Consider the following 20,336-nt stretch of genomic DNA (forward strand, 5'->3'; position numbering starts at 1 on the left):
GGCGCAGGATCATCAAAGGAGAGAGTAAATGGCTAGAACGCATGCCGAATGGAAGCAATTCGCCGCTCAACTGAAGATCGAAGGGCGCGCCTTCATCGCCGGCGAGTACTGCGCGGCGCAAGACGGCAAAAGCTTTGCCTGCAACAACCCCGCCAACGGCGAGAAGCTGGCCGACGTGGCCTGGTGCGGCGAGGCCGACGTGGAGCGCGCGGTGCGCGCCGCGCGCCAAGCCTTCGACTCCGGCGCCTGGTCCGGCCTGCCGCCGCGCGAGCGCGGCCGCATCCTCAAGCGCTTCGCCGCGCTGATCTACGAGCACGGCGATGAATTGGCCCTGCTGGAAACCCTGGACGTGGGCAAGCCCATCAGCGACACCCTCAGCGTAGACCTGCCCGGCAGCGCCTATTGCGTGGAATGGTTCGCCGAAGCCATAGACAAGATAGGCGGCGAAGTGGCGCCGGTGGACCCCAAGGTGGTGGGCCTGGTCACCCGCGAAGCCATCGGCGTGGTGGCCGCCATCGTGCCGTGGAACTACCCCATCATGATGGCCAGCTGGAAGTTTGGCCCGGCGCTGGCGGCCGGCAACCCGGTGATCATCAAGCCCTCGGAAAAATCCCCGCTCACCGCCATCCGCCTGGCGGCGCTGGCCAAGCAGGCCGGCATCCCCGACGGCGTGTTCCAGGTGCTGCCCGGCGCCGGCGACGTGGGCAAATTGCTGGCGCTGCACATGGACGTGGACTGCGTCGCCTTCACCGGCTCCACCGGCGTGGGCAAGCTGATCGCCGGCTACGCCGCGCAATCCAACCTCAAGCGCGTCTGGCTGGAGCTGGGCGGCAAATCGCCCAACATCATCCTGCCGGACTGCCCGGACGTCGCCCAGGCGGCGCGCGCCGCCGCCGGCGGCATCTTCTACAATATGGGCGAAGTCTGCACCGCCGGCTCCCGCGTGCTGGTCCACCGCGATATCAAGGCGCGCTTCCTGCAGGAGCTGGAGGCGGCGGCGGCCCGCTACTATCCGCAAGACCCCTTGGACCCGGCCACCAATATGGGCGCCATCGTGGACCGCATCCAGTACGACAAGGTGCTGTCCTATATCGGCAAGGGGGACAGCGAGGGCGCCAAGAAGCTGTTCGGCGGCAAACCGGCCCACGCCGACACCGGCTTGTTCATCGAACCGACGGCGTTTGACTGCCCCAGCGCCGATCTGACCATCTGCCGCGAGGAGATCTTCGGCCCGGTGCTGTCCGTCATCACCTTCGACAACGTGGAAGACGCCATCCGCATCGCCAACGACACCGAATACGGCCTGGCGGCCGCGGTGTGGACCTCCAACGTCAGCACCGCGCACCAGGTGTCGCGCCGCCTGCGCGCCGGCACGGTGTGGGTGAATTGCTATGATGAAGGCGGGGACATGAACTTCCCCTTCGGCGGCTTCAAGCAATCCGGCAACGGCCGCGACAAGTCGCTGCACGCGCTGGAAAAATACACTGAGCTGAAGAGCACGCTGATCAAGCTGTAAACCGCGTTTACAGCGCCGCCGACAGGCTGCCCTTCCGGCAGCCTGTCTTGTTTTCGTCCACCCTCGGCAAAGGAAGCGCCATGAGCAAGCACCTGACCGCCCTCCTCTGCCTTTGCGCCGCCGCGGCGCAGGCCGGCGCCGCCGCGCCCGCCTGTCCGGCGGAGGGGCTGAAGGTTGGATACTACCCGACGACCACCGCCTATGAAGGCGGCAAGGGTTACGACGTGGACCTGGTCCACGAACTGGCGCGCAGGCTGGGCTGCAAGATCCGCGAAGAACGCGAATACCCGCGCCTGCGCGTGCTGCTGCTGGTGCAACACGGCAAGCTCAATCTGGCCACCTCCACCATCCCGCTGCAAAAGCGGCTGCGCTACGCCTGGGTGCTGCCCTATACCCGCGACCGCAACATGACTCTGCTCAGCCCGGCGGTGCAAGGCAAGACGCCGGAACAATGGCTGAACGACCCCAAGCTGAAATGGGGCGCCGTCATCGGCTACCGCAACAGCCCCTTGCAGGACTATTTCCTGCAGCAGATGGCCAAGCGCGACAAACTGATCTGCGCCGCCAACGAGGAAGACCTGCTGGATATGCTGCGCAGCGGCTCCATTTCCGCCGCCTTCTCCCAGCCCCAGGTCTACGACCACTGGCTCAACGGCCAGCCGCGCGCCCGGCTGCAAGTCAAGGTCATGGACCCCTTCCGCGACAGCAGCCTGGAGAACGGCCTGGTGCTGTCCCACCGCAGCTTCAGCGAACCCCAGATGCGCCGCTGGCGGACGGAACTGGACGCGATGCGCGCGGACGGCAGCCTGCAGCGCATTCTGCGCAAATACCTGAGCGAAGACAGCGTGCGCGGCATGCTGGAATAACAATCACTCGCATGCGGCAAGACCCGACGAATCCGGCTATAGCTAAACGGAACGCGTACGGGAGAACGGCATGAAAGCACACTGGGCGGCGCTGCTGGGCGGCGCGCTGGCATCGGCGGCGGCGCTGGGCGATTCGCCCTGCCCGGCCGACGGCCTGAAAGTGGGTTACTACCTGATTGGCAGCGCCTATGAAAACGGCCACGGCTACGATGTGGACCTGGTGCACGAGCTGGCGCGCCGGCTGGGCTGCAATATCGTCCAGGAAGACGTTTACCCCCGCATCCGCGTGCTGAAAATGCTGGAGCACGGCCAATTGAATCTGGGCACCTCCACCATCCCCACCGCTGACCGCCGCAAATACGCCTGGATCTATCCCTACTTCTACAGCAAGAACATGATCTTGCTGTCCAAGCAGATCGGCGCGCGCACCCTGGAGCAGTTGCTGGCCGAACCGGCGGTCAAATGGGGCGTGATCCGCGGCTACCGTCACAGCCCGGAGCAAGACGCCTTCATCGAACAACTGGCCAAACGCGGCAAGGTGGTGATGGCCAACGACGAACGCGACCTCTACGCCATGTTGTCCCAACGCATCGTCACCGCCGCCTTCGCCCACCCTTTCAGCTACGACAGCTGGCTCAACTCCCCGGCCCTGTCCGGCCAGGTGACGGTGCTGGACCTGTTCCCCAACTCGGAACGCATCGCCGGCGGCCTGATGCTGGCGCACAGCGCCTTCAGCCCGCAGCAGGCGGAACAATGGCAGGCCCAGCTGCAGCAAATGCTCAAGGACGGCGCCCTGCGCAAGATCTTCGGCAAATACCTGAGCGCGGACAGCGTGGCCCAATTGCAGCTGCAACCCTGATCCTTGTTCCAGCTTGCGCCGCCGCCGTCCGCTGCGGGACACTGAGCGGGTTTCGACTCAACGGACCCCGCGATGAAACTCTCCCGCCTCAGCCTGCTGCTGGCCATGCTGGCCAGCCCCCTGCTGCACGCCGCCCCGGCGCCGCAGACCCAGACGCTGGTCATGCTGCGCCACGGTGAAAAACCCGAGGGCGGCTACGGCCAGCTCAATTGCAAGGGCTTCAACCGCTCTTTGGAACTGGCCAAGCTGCTGCCCAAAAAATACGGACGGGCCGACCAGATCTTCGCGCCCTCCACCGCCAGCCAGACCCGGGACCCCGCCGGCACCTTCAACTACATCCGCCCGCTGGCCACCATCGAGCCCACCGCCATCTCCCTGGGCCTGCCGGTGAACAGCAACTTCGACATGGAAGCCATCGACGCGCTGCAACAGCAACTGGTCAATCCGCTGCAGCACGGCAAAACCGTCTACATCGCCTGGGAGCACAAGCTGCTGCGCGAACTCGCCGTCAGCCTGATGCAGGATTACGGCGACAAGGGCTCGGCGGACAAGGTGCCCAAATGGGACAAGAACGACTTCGACAGCCTCTACGTCGTCACCCTCGACTACAGCCACACGCCGCCCAAGGCCAGTTTCCGCCACGAGCAGCAGGGGCTGGACAAGCTGTCGGACAGCTGCAAGCTGCCCTGAGAACGTTTACGATCTGCTGCGCGTCGGCGGGCTAACCCGACAAAGGCATTGAGCAGATTCTCCGCTCGCGCCAGACGCAAAACAGCCGGCCCATCAAGGGCCGGCTGTCTTCGTTTGCGGCAGGAGAATTACAGCGCCAGTTTGGCGATGGCGTCCTTGGCCGCGTGGATGGCGGTGGCGCGCTTGTCTTCGCCCATATTCACCGCTTCGGCGCGGACAAAAGCCACGTCGTTCACGCCCAGGAAGCCCATCACCGTCTTCAGGTAGTCTTCCTGGAAGTCCATCAGCTGGCCCTGCTCGGTGCTGTAAACGCCGCCGCGCGAGGACACCACGATCACCTTCTTGCCGCCGGCCAGGCCCACCGGGCCGTTCTCGGTGTATTTGAACGTGCGGCCGGAGGCGGCCACGCGGTCCACCCAGGCTTTCAATTGCGACGGGATGGAGAAGTTGTACATCGGTGCGCCGATCACCACCACGTCCGCGGCCAGGAATTCTTCGATCAGCTCATTGCTCAGCGCGGCTTCGCTGCGCTGGGTGGCGGTCCAGTCCGCCTCGGCGGTGAAATTGGCGCCGATGATTTCGCCGGACAGGTGGGCGATGGGCTGGCCGGCCAGATCGCGGTAAGCGGTTTCCACATTGGCGTGACGCTGGCGCAGGGTGTCGGCGACAACGGCGGTCAGTTGGCGGGAAACCGAGTTGGCGGCGAGGATGCTGGAGTCGAGATGCAACAGTTTCATGGTCGGGTCCTTCGTGTCTGGGTAGAGAAAGTGATTGCATGATAGTTTTCCGAACCAATCCGCACTAGACTGCAAAAATCGGAAACATTGTTCCATCAGCGAGACAATCATGCAGGACCTGAACGATCTGCTCTACTTCGCCAAAGTGGTTGAGCACGGCGGCTTCATGGCCGCCGGCCGCGTGCTGGGCATCCCCAAATCCCGGCTGTCCCGCCGCGTGGCGGAGCTGGAGCAGCGGCTGGGCGTGCGCCTGCTGCAAAGAACCACCCGCCGCCTGTCGCTGACCGAGATCGGCCAGCAGTACTACCAACACTGTCAGGCGATGCTGGAGGAAGCCGAAGCCGCCGACGAGGCCATCGCCCGCAGCAGCGCCGAGCCGCGCGGCCTGATCAAGGTCAGCTGTCCGGAACTGCTGTCCAAGACCCTGCTGGCCCCGGCGCTGCCCCGCTTCATGGCCCGCCACCCGCTGCTGCGGGTGCAGCTGGATTCCAGCAACCGACGCGTGGACCTGATAGAAGAAGGGGTGGACGTGGCCATCCGCGTGCGCAATGTGATCGAGGACAGCGCCAATCTGGTGGTGCGCCGGCTGGCCACCGCCCAGACCTCCCTGGTGGCCAGCCCGGCCTTGCTGGCCGAGCGCCCGGCCCCCAGGCATCCGGCCGACATGGCCGGCTGGCCGGCCTTGACCATGAGCCGGCCCGACGGCCGCGGCCAATGGGCCTTGCTGGATCAGGCCGGCCACGCCTACACCGTGCAGATAGACAGCCCCCGGCTAATGACCGACGACCTGATCGTGCTGCGCGACGCCGCCATCGCCGGCCTGGGCGTGGCCGCGCTGCCGGAACTGGTCTGCCACGAGGCGCTGCAGGCCGGCCAGCTGGTGCGGCTGCTGCCGGACTACGACATTCCCTGGGGCATTCTGCACGCCGCCTTCCCCACCCGCCGCGGCCTGCTGCCGGCGGTGCGCGCCTTCATCGATTTCCTCGCCACCGAGCTGATTCCGCCGGACCACCCGGTCTATCAAGTCGCGCCTTAAAGGACGAGACAAGGCGAAAACAAGCGAAAAAGCGGAAGGTAGGCGCGCCACATAAGCATTTTGAGGATGTTTTCAACGCCGTATCGCCGAAGCGCAGCAGACATTGCCAGACTCTTACAGATCATAGGATAAGGGCACTGGCACGCCGTCCAGCGGCTGCGGCCGGGGTCCGCCGGCTTGCGGCCGGATGTCGAAATCGAAGATGTCCGTCGGCAGCCACAGCGTGGCGCAGGCGTTGGGCACGTCCACCACCCCGCTGATATGCCCCTGCACCGGCGCGCAGCCGAGAATGCTGTAGGCCTGGGCGCGCGAATAGCCGAACTTGCCCAGGTAGTCGATGGCGTTCAGGCAGGCCTGGCGATAAGCCACTTGCACATCCAGATAGTGTTGGCCGCCACGCTCGTCCACCGACACGCCCTCGAAAATCAGGTAATCGCCGTGACGCGGCGCCAGCGGGCTGGGCTGGAACACCGGATTGCGGATGCCGTAGGCCGCCACCCCGCCCTTGATCAGATCCACCTTCAAATGCGCCCAACCCGCCATCTCGATGGCGCCGCAAAAGGTGATCTCCCCGTCGCCCTGGCTGAAGTGCAGATCGCCCACCGACAGGCCGGCGCCGTCGACATAGACCGGCAGAAACACGCGGGCGCCGCGCGACAAGTCCTTGATGTCGCAATTGCCGCCATGCTCGCGCGGCGGCACCGTGCGCGCCGCCTCCTCCGCCGCGCGCCGCGCCGTCTCGCCGCCCAAGCGGCCCATATGCGCGCTGGGCGCGAAAGGCAGATGCGCCACCGCGCGCGGATTGTCGCGCAGCAATTCGGCCTCGCGCCGGTTCCACTCCTCCAGCAACGGCCGGCTGGGCAGGCAGCCTATCAGGCCGGGATGGATCAGCCCGGCGAAACGGACGCCGGGAATATGACGGCTGCGGGCGTAAAGCCCCTGGAAATCCCATATCGTCTTTTGCGCGTGCGGAAAATGCTCGCTGAGAAAACCGCCGCCGTTGCTGCGCGAGAAAATGCCGTTGAAGCCCCATTGCCGCTCCGGCAAGGCGCCGATGTCCAGCAAATCCACCACCAACAAGTCGCCGGGCTGCGCGCCGGCCACGCCCACCGGGCCGGACAGGAAATGCACGGCGCTCAGATCCAGGTCGCGGATGTCCTCGGCGCAATCGTCATTGCGCACCTGGCCGCCGGTCCAGTCGTAGCACTCCAGCACGAAGTCGTCGCCGGGCAGCACCCAGCAGGCCATGGGAATGTCAGGATGCCAGCGGTTGTGGATCTGCGGATTGTCGTAAGGGGATTGATCGAGATCGATCTTGATCAGGGTGCTTGTCATGGCGCTTGCTCCGGCACGGTCGGGACCACGCGGGCCCCGCTTGCGAAAGTCCGCAACCGGCCGCCGCCGGCTGTGGCCCGTCCCCGCGCCGGCGGCGCTGACGCCGCGGCGATCCGCGGCCTGCGCCGCGTGTTTTTGCGTATCGCCGGCGCCGCCCGACAGGCAGCGCCGGCCATCTTGAACAAGCTCTTAGCGCCTGTTCCAAGTCTCGCGGGCAAAAGCGAGACCAGGGGAAAACGAGCGAAAAAGCGGAATACGCTCGTGGCACATGAGCGTTTCGAAGCGGTACCCACCGTGAGACGTCTCGCCAAGCGCAGCAGATCGTAAACAGACTCTTAGCCAGCGGCCTTGTCGGACATCTGCTCCAAGCAGCCCAAGGCCCGCGCCGCCAGCGGGACCAGCCCGCTTGCCGCGCCGGCGCTCCGCCAATGCGTCAGCAGGCCTGCGCGCATCGCCGGCGTCCAGAAACGCCGCAGATGCTGGGCGACCTCGGCCGCCGCGTCCTCCCCCTGCGCGTCCTCGAAGAAGCGCGCGATCTCGTTGACCATCTTCACCAGCGGCTCCGGCCTCATTCCGTCTGGCTCCCCGTCCGCCGCCCGGCGGCCAGCAGTCTTTGCTGCTCGTCGCCGAAGCCATGGAAACGGCGCTGCCACTCCGACGGCCGCGCGGTCTTCCTCACCTCCACCGCGGTGACCTTGTACTCCGGACAGTTGGTGGCCCAATCCGAGTTGTCGGTGGTCACCACATTGGCGCCGGACTCCGGGTGATGGAAGGTGGTGTACACCACGCCCGGCGCCACCCGTTCGGTCACCTTGGCGCGCAGGGCGGTGTCGCCGGCGCGGCTGTGCACCGCCACCCAGTCGCCATCGACGACGCCCCTCGCCTCGGCGTCGGCCGGATGGATTTCCAGCCTGTCCTCGGCGTGCCAGAGCCGGTTTTCGGTGCGCCGGGTCTGCGCGCCGACATTGTACTGACTGAGAATCCGCCCGGTGGTCAGCAACAGCGGGAAGCGCTTGCCCGCCCGCTCCGAAGTCGCCACGTAGCGGGTGACGACGAAGCGCCCCAGGCCGCGGGAGAAACGGTCGACGTGCATCACCGGCGTGCCCTCGGGCGCCGCCTCGTTGCACGGCCATTGCAGGCTGCCCAGCCGGTCCAGCTTGGCGTAGCTGACCCCGGCGAAGCTGGGCGTCAGCCGCGCGATCTCGTCCATGATTTCCGACGGGTGCGCATAAGCCATCGGATAACCCAGCGCCGCCGCCAGCGCCGCGGTCACCTCCCAGTCCGCCATGCCGGCCAGCGGACGCATCGCCCGGCGCACCCGCGAGATGCGCCGCTCGGCATTGGTGAAGGTGCCGTCCTTTTCCAGGAAGGAGCTGCCGGGCAGGAACACATGGGCGTATTTGGCGGTTTCGTTCAAAAACAGGTCCTGCACCACCACGCACTCCATCGCCGTCAGCGCGGCGGCCACGTGCTGGGTATTGGGGTCGCTCTGCGCGATGTCCTCGCCCTGGCAGTACAGGCCCTTGAAACCGCCGTCCAGCGCCGCGTCCAGCATATTGGGAATCCGCAGCCCCGGCTCCGGCTGCAAGTCCACGCCCCAGTCCGCCTCGAAGCGCGCGCGCACCGCGTCGTCGGACACATGGCGGTAGCCGGGCAGTTCGTGCGGGAAAGAGCCCATGTCGCAGGAGCCCTGCACATTGTTCTGGCCGCGCAGCGGGTTGACGCCGACGCCGGCGCGGCCAAGATTGCCGGTGGCCATGGCCAGATTGGCGATGGCCATCACCGCGGTGCTGCCCTGGCTGTGTTCAGTGACGCCCAGGCCGTAATAGATGGCGGCGTTGCCGCCGCTCGCGTACAACCGCGCCGCCTCGCGGATCAGCGCCGCCGGCACCCCGCTGGCCTCGGCGACGCGCTCCGGCGCATTGTCCGCTTCGGCGGCGAAGTCGCGCCAGAGCCGGAAGGCCTCGGTCTCGCAGCGCTGGGCGATGAAGTCTTGATCCAACAGGTTTTCGCTCACCAGCACATGGGCCAGCGCGTTGAGCACGGCCACATTGCTGCCGGGCCGCAAGGCCAGATGCAGCGCCGGCGCCGCATGCGGCGAATCGGCCAGATCGATGCGGCGCGGGTCGATGACGATCAGCCGCGCGCCCTCGCGCAGCCGTCGCCGCAGCAGCGAGCCGAACACCGGGTGGGCGTCGCTGGGATTGGCGCCTATCACCAGGATCACGTCGGCGCTCAGCACCGAATCGAAATCCTGGGTGCCGGCGGATTCGCCCAGAGTCTGCTTGAGGCCGTAGCCGGTGGGCGAGTGGCAGACGCGGGCGCAGGTGTCGATATTGTTGTTGCCGAAGGCGGCGCGCACCAGCTTCTGCACCAGATAGGTTTCCTCATTGGTGCAGCGGCTGGAGCTGATGCCGCCGACGGCGTCGCGGCCGTAGCGCGTCTGCAGGCGGCGGAACTCGCCGGCCACATGCTCCAGCGCCTGTTCCCAGCTCACCTCCCGCCAGGGCTCGTGGATGCCGGCGCGCAGCATGGGTTTGACGATGCGGTCCGGATGGGTGGCGTAGCCCCAGGCGAAGCGGCCCTTGACGCAGGAATGGCCGTGATTGGCGCGGCCGTCCCGGTCTGGCGTCATCCTCACCACGCGCTCGCCCTTGAGTTCGGCGCGGAAGCCGCAGCCCACGCCGCAATAAGCGCAGGTGGTCGCCACGCTGCGCTCCGGCTGCCCCTGCGCGACCACGCTTTTCTCCACCAGCGTGGCGGTGGGACAGGCTTGCACGCAGGCGCCGCAGGACACGCATTCCGAACCGAGGAAGTCCGCGCCGCCGGCGGCGCGGACGCGGGAATCGAAACCGCGGCCGACGATGCTCAGCGCAAAAGTCCCCTGGGTTTCCTCGCAGGCGCGCACGCAGCGGTTGCAGACAATGCACTTGGCCGGGTCGTAATCGAAATAAGGATTGGACTCATCCTTGGCATCGGCCAGATGATTGGCCCCGGCCAGACCGTAGCGCACTTCGCGCAGCCCCACCTGGCCGGCCACGGTCTGCAGTTCGCAATCGCCGTTGGCGGCGCAGCCCAGGCAATCCAGCGGGTGATCGGACACATAGAGTTCCATCACGCCGCGCCGCAGCCTGGCCAGCGTCTCGCTCTGCGTTCGCACCGCCATGCCCGCGCTCACCGGCGTGGTGCAGGCGGCCGGATAGCCGCGCTGGCCGTCTATTTCCACCAGGCACATGCGACAGGAGCCGAACGGCTCCAGGCTGTCGGTGGCGCACAGCCTGGGCAGGCGCGCGCCCTGCAGCGCGGCGGCGCGCAGCACCGAGGTGCCGGCCGGCACGGAGATCTCGACGCCGTCTATGCTCAGGCTCACCGGCGCGCCCTCGCGCGCCGGCGTGCCCAGGTCCGCCGTCGGGACCGGCTTGGGGTCAAACTGGCAACTCATGGCGCGTCCTCCTCGACGATGGCCGGGTCCAGGCCGAAATCCGCGGGGAAACCCCGCGCCGCGCTCAGCACCGGCAAGGGCGTCAAACCGCCCAGCGCGCACAGCGAACCGTGCCGCATGGTCTCGCACAAATCCCGCAACAGGGTCCAATGCCGGCGCCGCTCCGCGGCGTCGCCGGCCGCCAGCAGCCGGTCCATCACCTCCACGCCGCGGGTGGAGCCGATGCGACAGGGGGTGCACTTGCCGCAAGACTCCTCGGCGCAAAACCGCATGGCGAAGCGCGCCATGCGCGCCATGTCGACGCTGTCGTCGCACACCACCACGCCGCCGTGGCCGAGCATGGCGCCGACGGCGGCGAAAGCCTCGTAGTCCAGCGCAGTGTCGAACTGCGCCGGGCTCAGCCAGGCACCCAGCGGCCCGCCCACCTGCGCCGCCTTGACCGGCCGACCGCTGGCGCAGCCGCCGCCGTAGTCCTCGATCAACTCGCGCAGGCTCAGGCCGAAGCCGCGCTCCACCAGGCCGCCGCGCCGCACATTGCCGGCCAGCTGAAACGCCATGGTGCCGCGCGAGCGGCCCACCCCGAAATCGCGGTAGTACGGCGCGCCGCGGGCCAGGATGGTGGGCACCGAGGCCAGGGTCAACACGTTGTGCACCAGGGTGGGACGGCCGAACAGGCCGCTGAGCGCGGGCAGCGGCGGCTTGGCCCGGACTTCGCCGCGCCGGCCCTCCAGCGATTCCAGCATGGCCGTTTCTTCGCCGCAGATATACGCGCCCGCGCCCAGGCGCAGCTCCAGTTCCAGCTCGCGGCCGCTGCCTTGCAGATCGGGCCCCAAATAGCCGCGCCGGCGGGCGATCTCCAACGCCCGCCGCAGCGTCTCCGCCGCAGCGGCGTATTCAGAGCGGACATAGAGGTAGCCGCGGGTCGCCCCCACCGCCAGCGCCGCGATAGTCATGCCCTCGATCAACAAAAAGGGATCGCCCTCCATCAGCATGCGGTCGGCGAAGCTGCCGGAATCGCCCTCGTCGGCGTTGCACACCACGTATTTGCCGTCCGCCGCCGCCTCGCGCACCGTGCGCCATTTGACGCCGGCGGGAAAGGCCGCGCCGCCGCGGCCGCGCAGGCCGGATTCCAGCACGCAGTCCAGCGTGCCCTCGCCGCCCAGTTCCAGCGCGTGGGCCAGGCCGCGATAGCCGCCGTGGTCCAGATAATCGTCCAGCGACAAGGGACGGGTCAGCCCGGCGCGCGCGAACAACAGCCGCTGCTGGCCGGCCAGATAGGGCAGGCGCTCCAGCAAGCCCAGCGCCAGCGGATGCTGGCCGTCCGCCTCCAGCACGGCGCTCAGCACGCTGTCCGCCTGCGCCGCCGTCAAGGGCCCGAAGCCGACGCGGCCTTGCGGCGTGTCCATTTCCAGCAAGGGCTCCAGCCAGTACAGGCCGCGCGAACTATTGCGCCGGATGTCCACTTCCAGGCCGCGTCGCGCCGCCGCCTCGGCCAGCGCCCGCGCGGTCCGGTCCGCGCCCAGCGCCCGCGCCGCGGAATCACAGGGTAGATGGAAGGTCAGCATGCGCCGCCCTCCTCCAGACAGCCGGCCAGCAAGGCGTCCAACGCGGCGGCGTCGATCCGCGCGTGCAATTCGCCGTCCAGCAGCAAGGCCGGCGCGCAGGCGCAGGCGCCCAGACAGTACACCGGCCGCAGTTCCAGGCCGCCGTCGGCGCTGCGGCCGGCGTCGTCCAGGCCGGTGCGCGCCCGCAGCCTTTGCGCCAGCGCCTCCGAACCCATGCTCTGACAGGCCTCCGCCCGGCATAGCCGCAGCTCATGGCGCGCCGGCGGCTCATCGCGGAAATCGTGGTAGAAGCTGAGCACGCCGCGCACTTCGGCGCGGCTCAGGCGGAAGGCGCGGGCGATGTCCGGCGTCGCGGCGTCCGGCACATAACCCAATTCGTCCTGCACGGCGTGCAACAAGGGCAGCAAACCGCCCGGCTGCGCTTGATGATCCGATACCAGCGCGGCGATGCGCGCCTGTTGTTCCGCGGTCAAGAACATGACTACTCCTCAATCGACTTACCCTGCGCGACTTGCCCTGCGTCAATCAGGAAATCTGCGCGCTCTTCCAAGCGTGCTTATTTAATCGGCTCAGCCAAGGTCATCAACCAGGCTAAGTTGTAGGTCTGCCGTGGGCTATTGCCGACCTCATCCCACACCGCAAGGGTGTAATATTTTTTGGAGCTGACCCAAGTCAACTCTGATACTTTTTTACCTGAAGGCGATTTTTTAACCACGAATCGAGCAGGCACACCCTGAATTTTAATATTCATGAGTTCTTTAACCGCCATCACCCCTCCTCCATCCGCCACGAAATCCCATTCGTGCAAAATCAACAGAACGCCATCCGGACGCCTGAATATTCGATCAAAACTGCTCCATGGCCCGCGCAAGCTAGGCCCTTGCGGCACCACCCCCTCAAAACGATAAGTATTCAACTTACTAGCACTAATATCAGCAAGTTTGGATTTGGCATTGGCAGAGGCATCCTGCAGGGTTCTCAATCTATTTTGATAAGTTGTGGCGTATAGAACAGCTTCATCCGAAATCTTCTCATAATCCACTCCCCCACCACCCATAGATTTGTTTCTAACATCTCGCTTTAGATCCTCCTCTGAATTTTTCTTCAGTGCCGCTGGCAATTTATCAATGGAGATAACCGTTAGCTTTCCTGGTTCCAAACCCGAGACTGGACTGAATTCAGTCCGATCCTTCGCATCAAGCAAAGCAGAGCCAAGCCATAATAATACCGAGAGCCGCAGAATCGCCATGAAATGACTCAATATACCCCCCCTTCTACGCCAAGCCGCATTCTATTAACGCACCAGCGCACGCAAGCGTAACGCGGCCAACACACCAAGCAATGCCAGCAAGCATGCACTAGTCGCGATGAACACCGAGCTGTCCGGCGCGATGCCGAGAGTCCAAATACCGGCGGCGCCTGCGGCATAGAGCATGGAGGTGTTCCATGCCAAAGTCGGGGCCGGACTCTTGCCCGATAGTTGGATCACCGAGTCCTGCTGATTGCTATCGAAGGCGCCTGAGAATATAAACCAGGCCAGCACCGCAAAAATCGACAGCGTAAGCCATGGCGAACCCAGCGCAATGGGAATCGCCACCGAAGCGCCCAGCGCCCAGCGCCCAGTAGGTTAACAACAAAACTGATGAAGCCCCCGTTTTAGCGCTCTTATCGGATAAATGCCCTGCAGCGATGGAGCCAAGCAAGGTGCCGGTTCCGCTGAGCACACCGACAACGCCGACATGCATTTCCGACAGCGCAAAATCTCGCATGAGCCGCACAGCCAAAAATGTATAAGCTCCCAAACTAGCCGCATGAAATAAAAAGGTAAGTAGATAACTCCATTGCAGCTCCTTTATCCGCCATGGCGCCAGCAAGCTGCGCAACCAATGATCGGAGGACGGCAACGACCCCCTTCCGGCGCCCCGGCTGGCAAGAGCCCCAATCTTTTTCCATATCGAGGGCAGGACCAGCAGCGCCGCGCCTCCTAACACCGCGACTACGACACGCCATGAGTAAAAAGCTGACGAGAATGCGCCAATAGGTACTCCAAACACCTGCCCCAATGCAAATGCAGCCATGCCATAGCCAATAGATCTGCCCCGCAAATGCGTGGCGGCGGTCTGGCTCATCCATATCCAGGCCGCAGGCCCAAAAAAGCTCACCCCCAATCCAGCCAGCCCTCGACAAGCCAACACCAACCCATAGTTCTGCGCTAGGGCTGATGCCATATTGCCAATGGCAAAAATAAGGATGCCCGTGACAACCATGGAGCGTGGACCAAGCTTTTTATAAAGCAATCCAATAAAAGGTCCTCCAATGGCCTGTACCAGTACGTAGGCCGTTATCAATTGCGCCGCCGCGGATAATGACGCCCCCAAATCGGAAGCGATATTTCCTAATAAAGGAGCAACCACATACATTTCAGCTCCGACCAAGAATAGAACGGCATAAATTGGCCAGAATTTCCGCACCAGCTTAGGAGCAGCCTTCTCTTCAGTCGTTCGCATAAAGACTCGGCTCATAGAGGTGAAACCACGCATCAAAATTCAGGGCTAGTTCAGCAGCCACATTAGCGATGAAGCTCCCGGAGGCCTGTTCTTGTAAAACCTGCTCCAGTACGAGCAGATTAAACACTTCCCCTAAGCGACAGTTCTTTTGTCTCAGTGCACGATCAAGCTGTTTACAGACTGCCATGGCATATTTATGATCATGGGTCGACGGGTAGGGTGCTTTGGACCTTGAGATGATCTCATGTGGAATCAGATCCACTGACATCGATTTCAACAACGCCTTCTCAACACCCTTATGATTTTTAAGATGCCAAGGAGTAGAAAACGCGAACTCCATCAACCGATGATCACAAAATGGCGCTCTGACTTTCAAACCTGCTGACATAGATAAACGATCCTTACGCTCAAGCAAAGTAGGCAGAAAACGTGTCAACGCTAGGTACGAAATAAACTGAAGCTGCTCCTCATTGTCCATCTGCGTGAATGAACGCACACCCAACTCGCTAAGCGCCTGTGCATAGTCAGCCTGCAAATATCCAGAAAGATCAAGAGAGTCTATTAGGTCCTGCCGAAACACTTTCAAAATACGCTGATGTAGTCTGCCATGGGCAGGAGTATCCGCAAGCCAAGGAAAAGTGCCAGATGCTATTGCTGCTGGCTCATGAAACCAACGGTAGCCCCCCATAGCTTCATCAGCAGCCTCACCTGTCAAAACAATTTTTGAGGTCGATTTAACCGAATGAAAAAGTGACAATAGACTTAAATCAAGGTCGCCAATACCATTGGGAAGGTCCCTTGATTGCAATGCCTCAAGTCTTAGACTTGGTTGAGAAAGCGTATCTCCATCCAACAACCAGCGGTGATGTTGAGTTCCAAGGTAGTGAGCAGCCGCTCGAGCGAAGGGAGTGTCTTCGCTCCCCTCCACCCACTGCCCACTCTCATCCTGAGCTTGAAAATCCACTTGGTACGTTTTAAGGGTTGATTTTCTAATAGCACGCTGGGCGAGCGCCGCTATAATAGTTGAATCCAATCCACCAGAAAGCAAACAGCCTACAGGAACATCTGCCATCACATGTACATTGACAATCTCAAGCAATAACTCCCGCAACTCTTCCACCGCATTGCCATAGGTTGACACACGAAATCCTGGCAAAAATTGCCAGTATCGCCTCTCTGTTTTTTTACCCGTCCCTCTACAATCTGAAAGGATTGAATTGTCCCTGGAGGTACCTCATGAATACCCTTATAAGGGGTAGCTCCTATTGTCTTATGCAATGGAAGAACAAGCTGAATCATACCAACCTTATCCACTACTGGCATCACATCAGGGTGAGCAAGAATAGCCTTAATTTCCGACCCAAATAAAATCTGCCTCGCTGTTTGATAATAGTACAACGGTTTAACACCAAGACGATCTCGTACCAAGTGTAAAGTTTTAGTCAGGGAGTCCCAAACGGCTAATGCAAAAAATCCATCCAACTCTGCCACAGCCATTTCACCTTGACACATCCAATGTCGCGACAAAAAACCTCTATTACCCACCATAAGCAGAGCGTTTATCTCCCCTATATCGCCACCAAAACTAGAATGATTAAAAATCTCACCACAACAAACCATTGCTAAACGGTTCTCGCTTGCAGGCTGCCCCACGGGGGTACTACTTCCAATCTCACACGATGTAAATTTACACTCTCCCAAAGCTACTGGACCATCAAAAAAACCATCATTGGCATGATGCCCTCGCCTCTGTAGAGCCTTAGTCATGCCTGCTAATGTTTGGCGACGATGTGCAGGGATCGATATATCCAAAAAGCCGGCAATTCCGCCCATAGATTTGCTCCTATAGCCTTAGATTACGAACTGTGGGGTATATCGCCGCAACCAAGCATCAATGCCAATGAGATAACCCAAGCCATTGGTCATGCTTGGGGCGGCTCTCGGCCCAGGAATAGCAGCGGCAGATGCAAGCAAGGACCTAAGCTTTTTTGCGTCGATCAACTCCCATATTTGAGCACTGCCATCACTCAACAAGTTTTCGACACGTTGACGTAGCTGTCTCGTGTAATGCGGGTCAACCTGCGCAGGGAACGCACTTTTTTTACGATTTAGTAAGTGTGTGGGAAGAAGCCCTTTCGCTGCATCTCGCAAGAGCATTTTTTCGATATTTGCTTGATATTTTTTCCTCGGGGCAGTGCCATGAAGCATTTCAATCAACTGGTGATCACAGAAAGGAATTCTGACATTTACTCCCGCCGCCATGCTCATTCGATCACTCCTATCAAGAAGCGCAGAAACCCACCGGACAAGCATGAGATGCTCTACACGACGTGCGGCAGCCTCAAATGCTCCCTCTCCTGGCATAGCCACAACGCCCTTGAGCGTGTCGCTGTACTGATCCGAGATATACTCCTGAACTCGCTGCTGAGTTATAAGATCAGAGCGAAGGAGTGAAGAGAAAAGCACCTTACCTTCAAGCCAGGGAAAGGTATGTGTTGGGCGCTGACTGGCATTTTGTAAAAAAGGATATCCCCCAAAAATCTCATCCGCGCACTCCTCGGAAAGTACAACCGCAGAAAAGGGTTTAATTCCTTTAAAGAGAAGGTACAATGACACATCCATTTCCCCCCACCCCGGAAAATCACGAGCGACCAATGCAACATGCTCGTTCTCCAGTTGTGCTTCTGGATCAACAACAACAGTTGCATGCTGAGCACCTATGTATTCAGCTACTTCTCTGGCAAATGGCTCATCACGTGAAGTATGCCACTCTGTTGATCTAAAATGCTCTATAGAATCTTTAAAATCCATAGAATAAGTTCTTAGTGACGGCCACCCCATGCTTAAACCACGCTGTGCGGCCAAGGCAGCAAGAACACTTGAGTCTAGCCCTCCTGACAAAAGCGACCCAACCCTTCCTCCCTTTACCAATTGATGATCGACAACACTTTCCAATCGACTACGGATTTGAAGGCAAGAACTATCATAGTCCACATCATCCTCACACGGCCCAAGCCTCCAATAGCAGAGCTCCTCCATACCATGGCATGGCATGGAAACAATATGGCCAGCCTTCACCTGATACAGACCTTGATAAATTCCATGCCCTGGCGTTGGGGCAGAGGCTAAAGCAAAGAGCTCTATAAGACCTGTCTCATCAATGCTTGGATTAAAAATAGGGTTAACAAGAATACCTTTAGGTTCAGAGGAAAACAAAACCCCTTTCATATAGGGAAAATAATAGAGTGGCTTAGCCCCCAATCTATCACGCACCAATATAAGACGTCGCACCCGGAAATCCCATATCGCATAAGCATATACACCACTTAGACGAGAGACACTTCCCACCCCCCATTGCTGATAAGCTTTTAGCAGAACTTCTGCATCCGAACTACCATCAAAAAAATACCCCAGCTCAATTAACTCCCTTCGAACATCAGAGGCATTATAAATTTCACTATCGCATGAAACAACACAGCATTCATTACCTTCATCTTGCAAAACCATAGGTTGTTTTTCACATTCATCTTGTAGCACTGACAATCTTCGGTGCACCAAGGCAATATTTTCACCTCTATAAACCCCCCCTCCATCTGGCCCTCTAACAGTCATGGATTGCTCCATTTTTTCTATTACAGAGGTATACCTTAACTGTCTCAGGTCCTCTCCCCAATCAACCCAACCACCAATTCCACACACGACATCCTCCACCCAAAAATTTATTTCATCACGTCGCCACTCACAGTCAGACACGACAACCAAACCACCATTAACTTAACCTAAATTAAACACTAAGCATTCTCACACTCCAGCGACAACCATTCACACCATCCTTAGCCATTAATTGAAAATTTGGTTTAAATCCTTTTACCTCTATATTAGCCGAGGTAGCAGCAGTACAGTATTCGCGGGGGGACTTCAATGTAATAACCACCCCACGTAAGCGGGCGCTCTCTCGATAATCCCATATACCGCAGCGACGCACGATTAGCTCGGCCTCATCAACACTTGGCTCCAACAACTCTATGCTTGAGCCATATAATTCAAGCTGCTGTCGAAAACGTTCTAATGGGCCAAGCACCCCAGGTGCACGTGAACGCTCTACTAAACCATGAACTACTGCATTTGCCTTTGCCCATTGCTCAAGCGCCTCATAACCAAATTGATTAATAACAAATTTCTCCATGAGTGCTTGCGCGTAAAAAAAAGCCCCTTTCCACAAATCGGCCTTCGGCATCACAGGAACATTCATAAATATTTCCTTTTTAACCTGTAGCCACACATAAAAAATTTACCCCCCTTCTGCTCAACAATAAATTTATTTAAGCCCGCTTCGGCCTCAAACAGTCTTTGACTCCACAACTGAGCTTGTTGACTTTCATTAAGGGGTATTGGCGCCTTATATTCATTCACAATAGTCTCCCTTCTATTTGCAACATTCCATTCCGACATTAAAGTCATGGACAATAAATTTGCTTTAGCGCAACTGCCCATGCGGATCGATGACGAATTTCTTCGGCGCGCCGCCGTCGAACTCGGCGTAGCCCCTGGGCGCGTTGTCCAGGCTGATGATCTCCACGCCCACCACTTCGGCGATGGGGATGCGGTCCCACAGAATCGCCTGCATCAGCGCGCGGTTGTATTTCATCACCGGAGTCTGGCCGGTGAAGAAGCTGTGCGACTTGGCCCAGCCCAGGCCAAAGCGCACCGACAGGCTGCCCTGCTTGGCCGCCGCGTCCACCGCGCCGGGGTCCTCGGTCACGTAGAGCCCGGGAATGCCGATGCGCCCGGCCTCGCGCGTCACTTCCATCAAGGCGTTGAGCACGGTGGCCGGCGCCTCCTGCCGCGAGGCGGCGTGGCCGTGGCCGCGCGCCTCGAAACCGACTGCGTCGATCGCGCAATCCACCTCCGGCACACCCAGGATGGCGGCGATCTGCTCGCCCAGCGTCGCGTCCTGCGACAGATCCGCGGTTTCAAAGCCGACGGCGCGGGCATGGGCCAGCCGCGCCGGATTGACGTCGCCGACGATGACCACCGCCGCGCCCAGCAAGCGCGCGGAAGCCGCCGCCGCCAAGCCCACCGGACCCGCACCGGCCACGTAGACCGTACTGCCCGGCCCCACGCCGGCCGACACCGCGCCGTGATAGCCGGTGGGCAGAATGTCGGACAAGCAGGTCAGGTCGCGGATCTTGGCCAGCGCCTGATCCCGGTCCGGAAATTTCAGCAGGTTGAAGTCGGCGTAAGGCACCATCACGTATTCCGCCTGGCCGCCCACCCAGCCGCCCATGTCGACGTAGCCGTAAGCGCCGCCGGCCCGCGCCGGGTTCACCGACAGGCACACGCCGGTATCCTGCTCCTTGCAGCAGCGGCAGCGTCCGCACGCCACATTGAACGGCACCGACACCAGATCGCCGATGCGCAGCGTTTCCACATCGCCGCCCGTCTCTATCACCTCGCCGGTGATTTCATGTCCCAGCACCAGGCCGGCCGGCGCCGTGGTGCGGCCGCGCACCATATGCTGGTCCGAGCCGCAGATATTGGTGCTCAGCACCTTGAGAATGACGCCGTGGCCGAGCTTGCGCCCGGCCGGGGACGCCAGTTCCGGAAAGGGTATGGAACGCACTTCCACCTGGCCCGGCGCCAGGTACACCACTCCGCGATTGCCTGTCATCATCGTCTCCTCGCTGCCGCGCCGGCGGATACCGGCGACATCAGCTCCCGATGCTAGGAAAGAAAGCGACGCCGGCCTTGAGTCAAAGCGACCCCTTTGCGATCAAACGCGC

Annotated in this window: 18 protein-coding genes; 5 read left to right on the plus strand and 13 right to left on the minus strand. The window is 61.3% G+C overall.

What is annotated here, in order from left to right; all coding sequences use genetic code 11:
- The first annotated feature begins 28 nt into the window (after positions 1–28).
- From QUG03_RS20785 to QUG03_RS20800, 4 genes are all read left to right on the plus strand, one after another.
- Positions 29–1,516 carry an aldehyde dehydrogenase gene (locus QUG03_RS20785; RefSeq protein WP_500820874.1) on the plus strand — a complete coding sequence of 496 codons (1,488 nt, stop codon included), beginning with the start codon at positions 29–31 and terminating at the stop codon, positions 1,514–1,516.
- Positions 1,517–1,596: 80 nt separating this feature from the next.
- A complete protein-coding gene (locus tag QUG03_RS20790; RefSeq protein WP_227103747.1) occupies positions 1,597–2,382 on the plus strand; it encodes a substrate-binding periplasmic protein in 786 nt (261 codons plus the stop codon).
- A gap of 70 nt (positions 2,383–2,452) precedes the next feature.
- Positions 2,453–3,241 carry a substrate-binding periplasmic protein gene (locus QUG03_RS20795; RefSeq protein ID WP_107799480.1) on the plus strand — a complete coding sequence of 263 codons (789 nt, stop codon included), beginning with the start codon at positions 2,453–2,455 and terminating at the stop codon, positions 3,239–3,241.
- Positions 3,242–3,313: 72 nt separating this feature from the next.
- The gene (locus QUG03_RS20800) at positions 3,314–3,931 is read left to right on the plus strand and encodes a hypothetical protein (protein ID WP_233246681.1); all 618 of its coding nucleotides are present in this window, start codon (positions 3,314–3,316) and stop codon (positions 3,929–3,931) included.
- Positions 3,932–4,059: 128 nt separating this feature from the next.
- Here QUG03_RS20800 and QUG03_RS20805 read toward each other — a convergent pair whose 3' ends face one another.
- A complete protein-coding gene (locus tag QUG03_RS20805) occupies positions 4,060–4,668 on the minus strand; it encodes an FMN-dependent NADH-azoreductase (protein WP_227103750.1) in 609 nt (202 codons plus the stop codon).
- Positions 4,669–4,777: 109 nt separating this feature from the next.
- Between QUG03_RS20805 and QUG03_RS20810 the strand changes: the two genes are divergently transcribed.
- Positions 4,778–5,704 carry a LysR substrate-binding domain-containing protein gene (locus tag QUG03_RS20810; protein WP_107799482.1) on the plus strand — a complete coding sequence of 309 codons (927 nt, stop codon included), beginning with the start codon at positions 4,778–4,780 and terminating at the stop codon, positions 5,702–5,704.
- A 114-nt stretch (positions 5,705–5,818) separates the two neighbouring features.
- Here QUG03_RS20810 and fmdA read toward each other — a convergent pair whose 3' ends face one another.
- The 12 genes from fmdA to fdhA form a co-directional block, all read right to left on the minus strand.
- A complete protein-coding gene (gene fmdA / locus QUG03_RS20815; RefSeq protein WP_500820875.1) occupies positions 5,819–7,039 on the minus strand; it encodes a formamidase in 1,221 nt (406 codons plus the stop codon).
- A 335-nt stretch (positions 7,040–7,374) separates the two neighbouring features.
- Positions 7,375–7,611 carry a formate dehydrogenase subunit delta gene (locus QUG03_RS20820; RefSeq protein WP_227103754.1) on the minus strand — a complete coding sequence of 79 codons (237 nt, stop codon included), beginning with the start codon at positions 7,609–7,611 and terminating at the stop codon, positions 7,375–7,377.
- Positions 7,608–10,481: a formate dehydrogenase subunit alpha gene (gene fdhF / locus QUG03_RS20825; RefSeq protein ID WP_500820876.1), complete on the minus strand. Its 2,874-nt coding sequence runs from the start codon at positions 10,479–10,481 to the stop codon at positions 7,608–7,610. The genes QUG03_RS20820 and fdhF overlap by 4 nt, the downstream gene beginning before the upstream one ends.
- Positions 10,478–12,046, minus strand: a complete 1,569-nt coding sequence (locus QUG03_RS20830; RefSeq protein ID WP_107799486.1) for a formate dehydrogenase beta subunit — start codon at positions 12,044–12,046, stop codon at positions 10,478–10,480. Before QUG03_RS20830 ends, fdhF begins: the two co-directional genes overlap by 4 nt.
- The gene (locus tag QUG03_RS20835) at positions 12,040–12,525 is read right to left on the minus strand and encodes a formate dehydrogenase subunit gamma (protein ID WP_500820877.1); all 486 of its coding nucleotides are present in this window, start codon (positions 12,523–12,525) and stop codon (positions 12,040–12,042) included. The genes QUG03_RS20830 and QUG03_RS20835 overlap by 7 nt, the downstream gene beginning before the upstream one ends.
- Before the next feature lie 77 nt (positions 12,526–12,602).
- Entirely contained in the window at positions 12,603–13,295 is a 693-nt protein-coding gene (locus QUG03_RS20840; protein ID WP_500820878.1) for a hypothetical protein, read from the minus strand.
- 256 nt (positions 13,296–13,551) lie between these two features.
- Positions 13,552–14,553, minus strand: coding sequence for an MFS transporter (locus QUG03_RS20845; RefSeq protein WP_500820879.1), 1,002 nt, complete (start codon positions 14,551–14,553; stop codon positions 13,552–13,554).
- Positions 14,540–15,694: an asparagine synthetase B family protein gene (locus tag QUG03_RS20850; RefSeq protein WP_500820880.1), complete on the minus strand. Its 1,155-nt coding sequence runs from the start codon at positions 15,692–15,694 to the stop codon at positions 14,540–14,542. Before QUG03_RS20850 ends, QUG03_RS20845 begins: the two co-directional genes overlap by 14 nt.
- Entirely contained in the window at positions 15,625–16,386 is a 762-nt protein-coding gene (locus tag QUG03_RS20855) for a hypothetical protein (RefSeq protein WP_500820881.1), read from the minus strand. Before QUG03_RS20855 ends, QUG03_RS20850 begins: the two co-directional genes overlap by 70 nt.
- Positions 16,387–16,404: 18 nt before the next feature.
- Complete coding sequence (gene asnB, locus QUG03_RS20860; protein WP_500820882.1) at positions 16,405–18,252, minus strand: asparagine synthase (glutamine-hydrolyzing); 1,848 nt, start codon at positions 18,250–18,252, stop codon at positions 16,405–16,407.
- Between the two features lie 85 nt (positions 18,253–18,337).
- On the minus strand, positions 18,338–18,805 hold the full coding sequence (locus QUG03_RS20865) for a hypothetical protein (RefSeq protein WP_500820883.1): 468 nt from the start codon (positions 18,803–18,805) through the stop codon (positions 18,338–18,340).
- A gap of 225 nt (positions 18,806–19,030) precedes the next feature.
- Positions 19,031–20,224, minus strand: a complete 1,194-nt coding sequence (fdhA, locus tag QUG03_RS20870) for a formaldehyde dehydrogenase, glutathione-independent (RefSeq protein ID WP_500820884.1) — start codon at positions 20,222–20,224, stop codon at positions 19,031–19,033.
- Positions 20,225–20,336: the final 112 nt, after the last annotated feature.

This window comes from Chromobacterium sp. CCUG 30098 (assembly GCF_059916605.1).

Bases quoted from the DNA above. Each gene is read 5' to 3' on its own strand.
- QUG03_RS20785 (WP_500820874.1), top strand. From the start codon at position 29: ATGGCTAGAACGCATGCCGAATGGAAGCAATTCGCCGCTCAACTGAAG.
- QUG03_RS20800 (WP_233246681.1), top strand. From the start codon at position 3,314: ATGAAACTCTCCCGCCTCAGCCTGCTGCTGGCCATGCTGGCCAGCCCC.
- QUG03_RS20820 (WP_227103754.1), bottom strand. From the start codon at position 7,611: ATGAGGCCGGAGCCGCTGGTGAAGATGGTCAACGAGATCGCGCGCTTC.
- QUG03_RS20790 (WP_227103747.1), top strand. From the start codon at position 1,597: ATGAGCAAGCACCTGACCGCCCTCCTCTGCCTTTGCGCCGCCGCGGCG.
- fmdA (WP_500820875.1), bottom strand. From the start codon at position 7,039: ATGACAAGCACCCTGATCAAGATCGATCTCGATCAATCCCCTTACGAC.
- QUG03_RS20805 (WP_227103750.1), bottom strand. From the start codon at position 4,668: ATGAAACTGTTGCATCTCGACTCCAGCATCCTCGCCGCCAACTCGGTT.
- QUG03_RS20840 (WP_500820878.1), bottom strand. From the start codon at position 13,295: ATGGCGATTCTGCGGCTCTCGGTATTATTATGGCTTGGCTCTGCTTTG.
- QUG03_RS20835 (WP_500820877.1), bottom strand. From the start codon at position 12,525: ATGTTCTTGACCGCGGAACAACAGGCGCGCATCGCCGCGCTGGTATCG.
- QUG03_RS20830 (WP_107799486.1), bottom strand. From the start codon at position 12,046: ATGCTGACCTTCCATCTACCCTGTGATTCCGCGGCGCGGGCGCTGGGC.
- QUG03_RS20845 (WP_500820879.1), bottom strand. From the start codon at position 14,553: ATGCGAACGACTGAAGAGAAGGCTGCTCCTAAGCTGGTGCGGAAATTC.
- QUG03_RS20810 (WP_107799482.1), top strand. From the start codon at position 4,778: ATGCAGGACCTGAACGATCTGCTCTACTTCGCCAAAGTGGTTGAGCAC.
- fdhA (WP_500820884.1), bottom strand. From the start codon at position 20,224: ATGACAGGCAATCGCGGAGTGGTGTACCTGGCGCCGGGCCAGGTGGAA.
- QUG03_RS20855 (WP_500820881.1), bottom strand. From the start codon at position 16,386: ATGGGCGGAATTGCCGGCTTTTTGGATATATCGATCCCTGCACATCGT.
- QUG03_RS20795 (WP_107799480.1), top strand. From the start codon at position 2,453: ATGAAAGCACACTGGGCGGCGCTGCTGGGCGGCGCGCTGGCATCGGCG.
- QUG03_RS20865 (WP_500820883.1), bottom strand. From the start codon at position 18,805: ATGAATGTTCCTGTGATGCCGAAGGCCGATTTGTGGAAAGGGGCTTTT.
- fdhF (WP_500820876.1), bottom strand. From the start codon at position 10,481: ATGAGTTGCCAGTTTGACCCCAAGCCGGTCCCGACGGCGGACCTGGGC.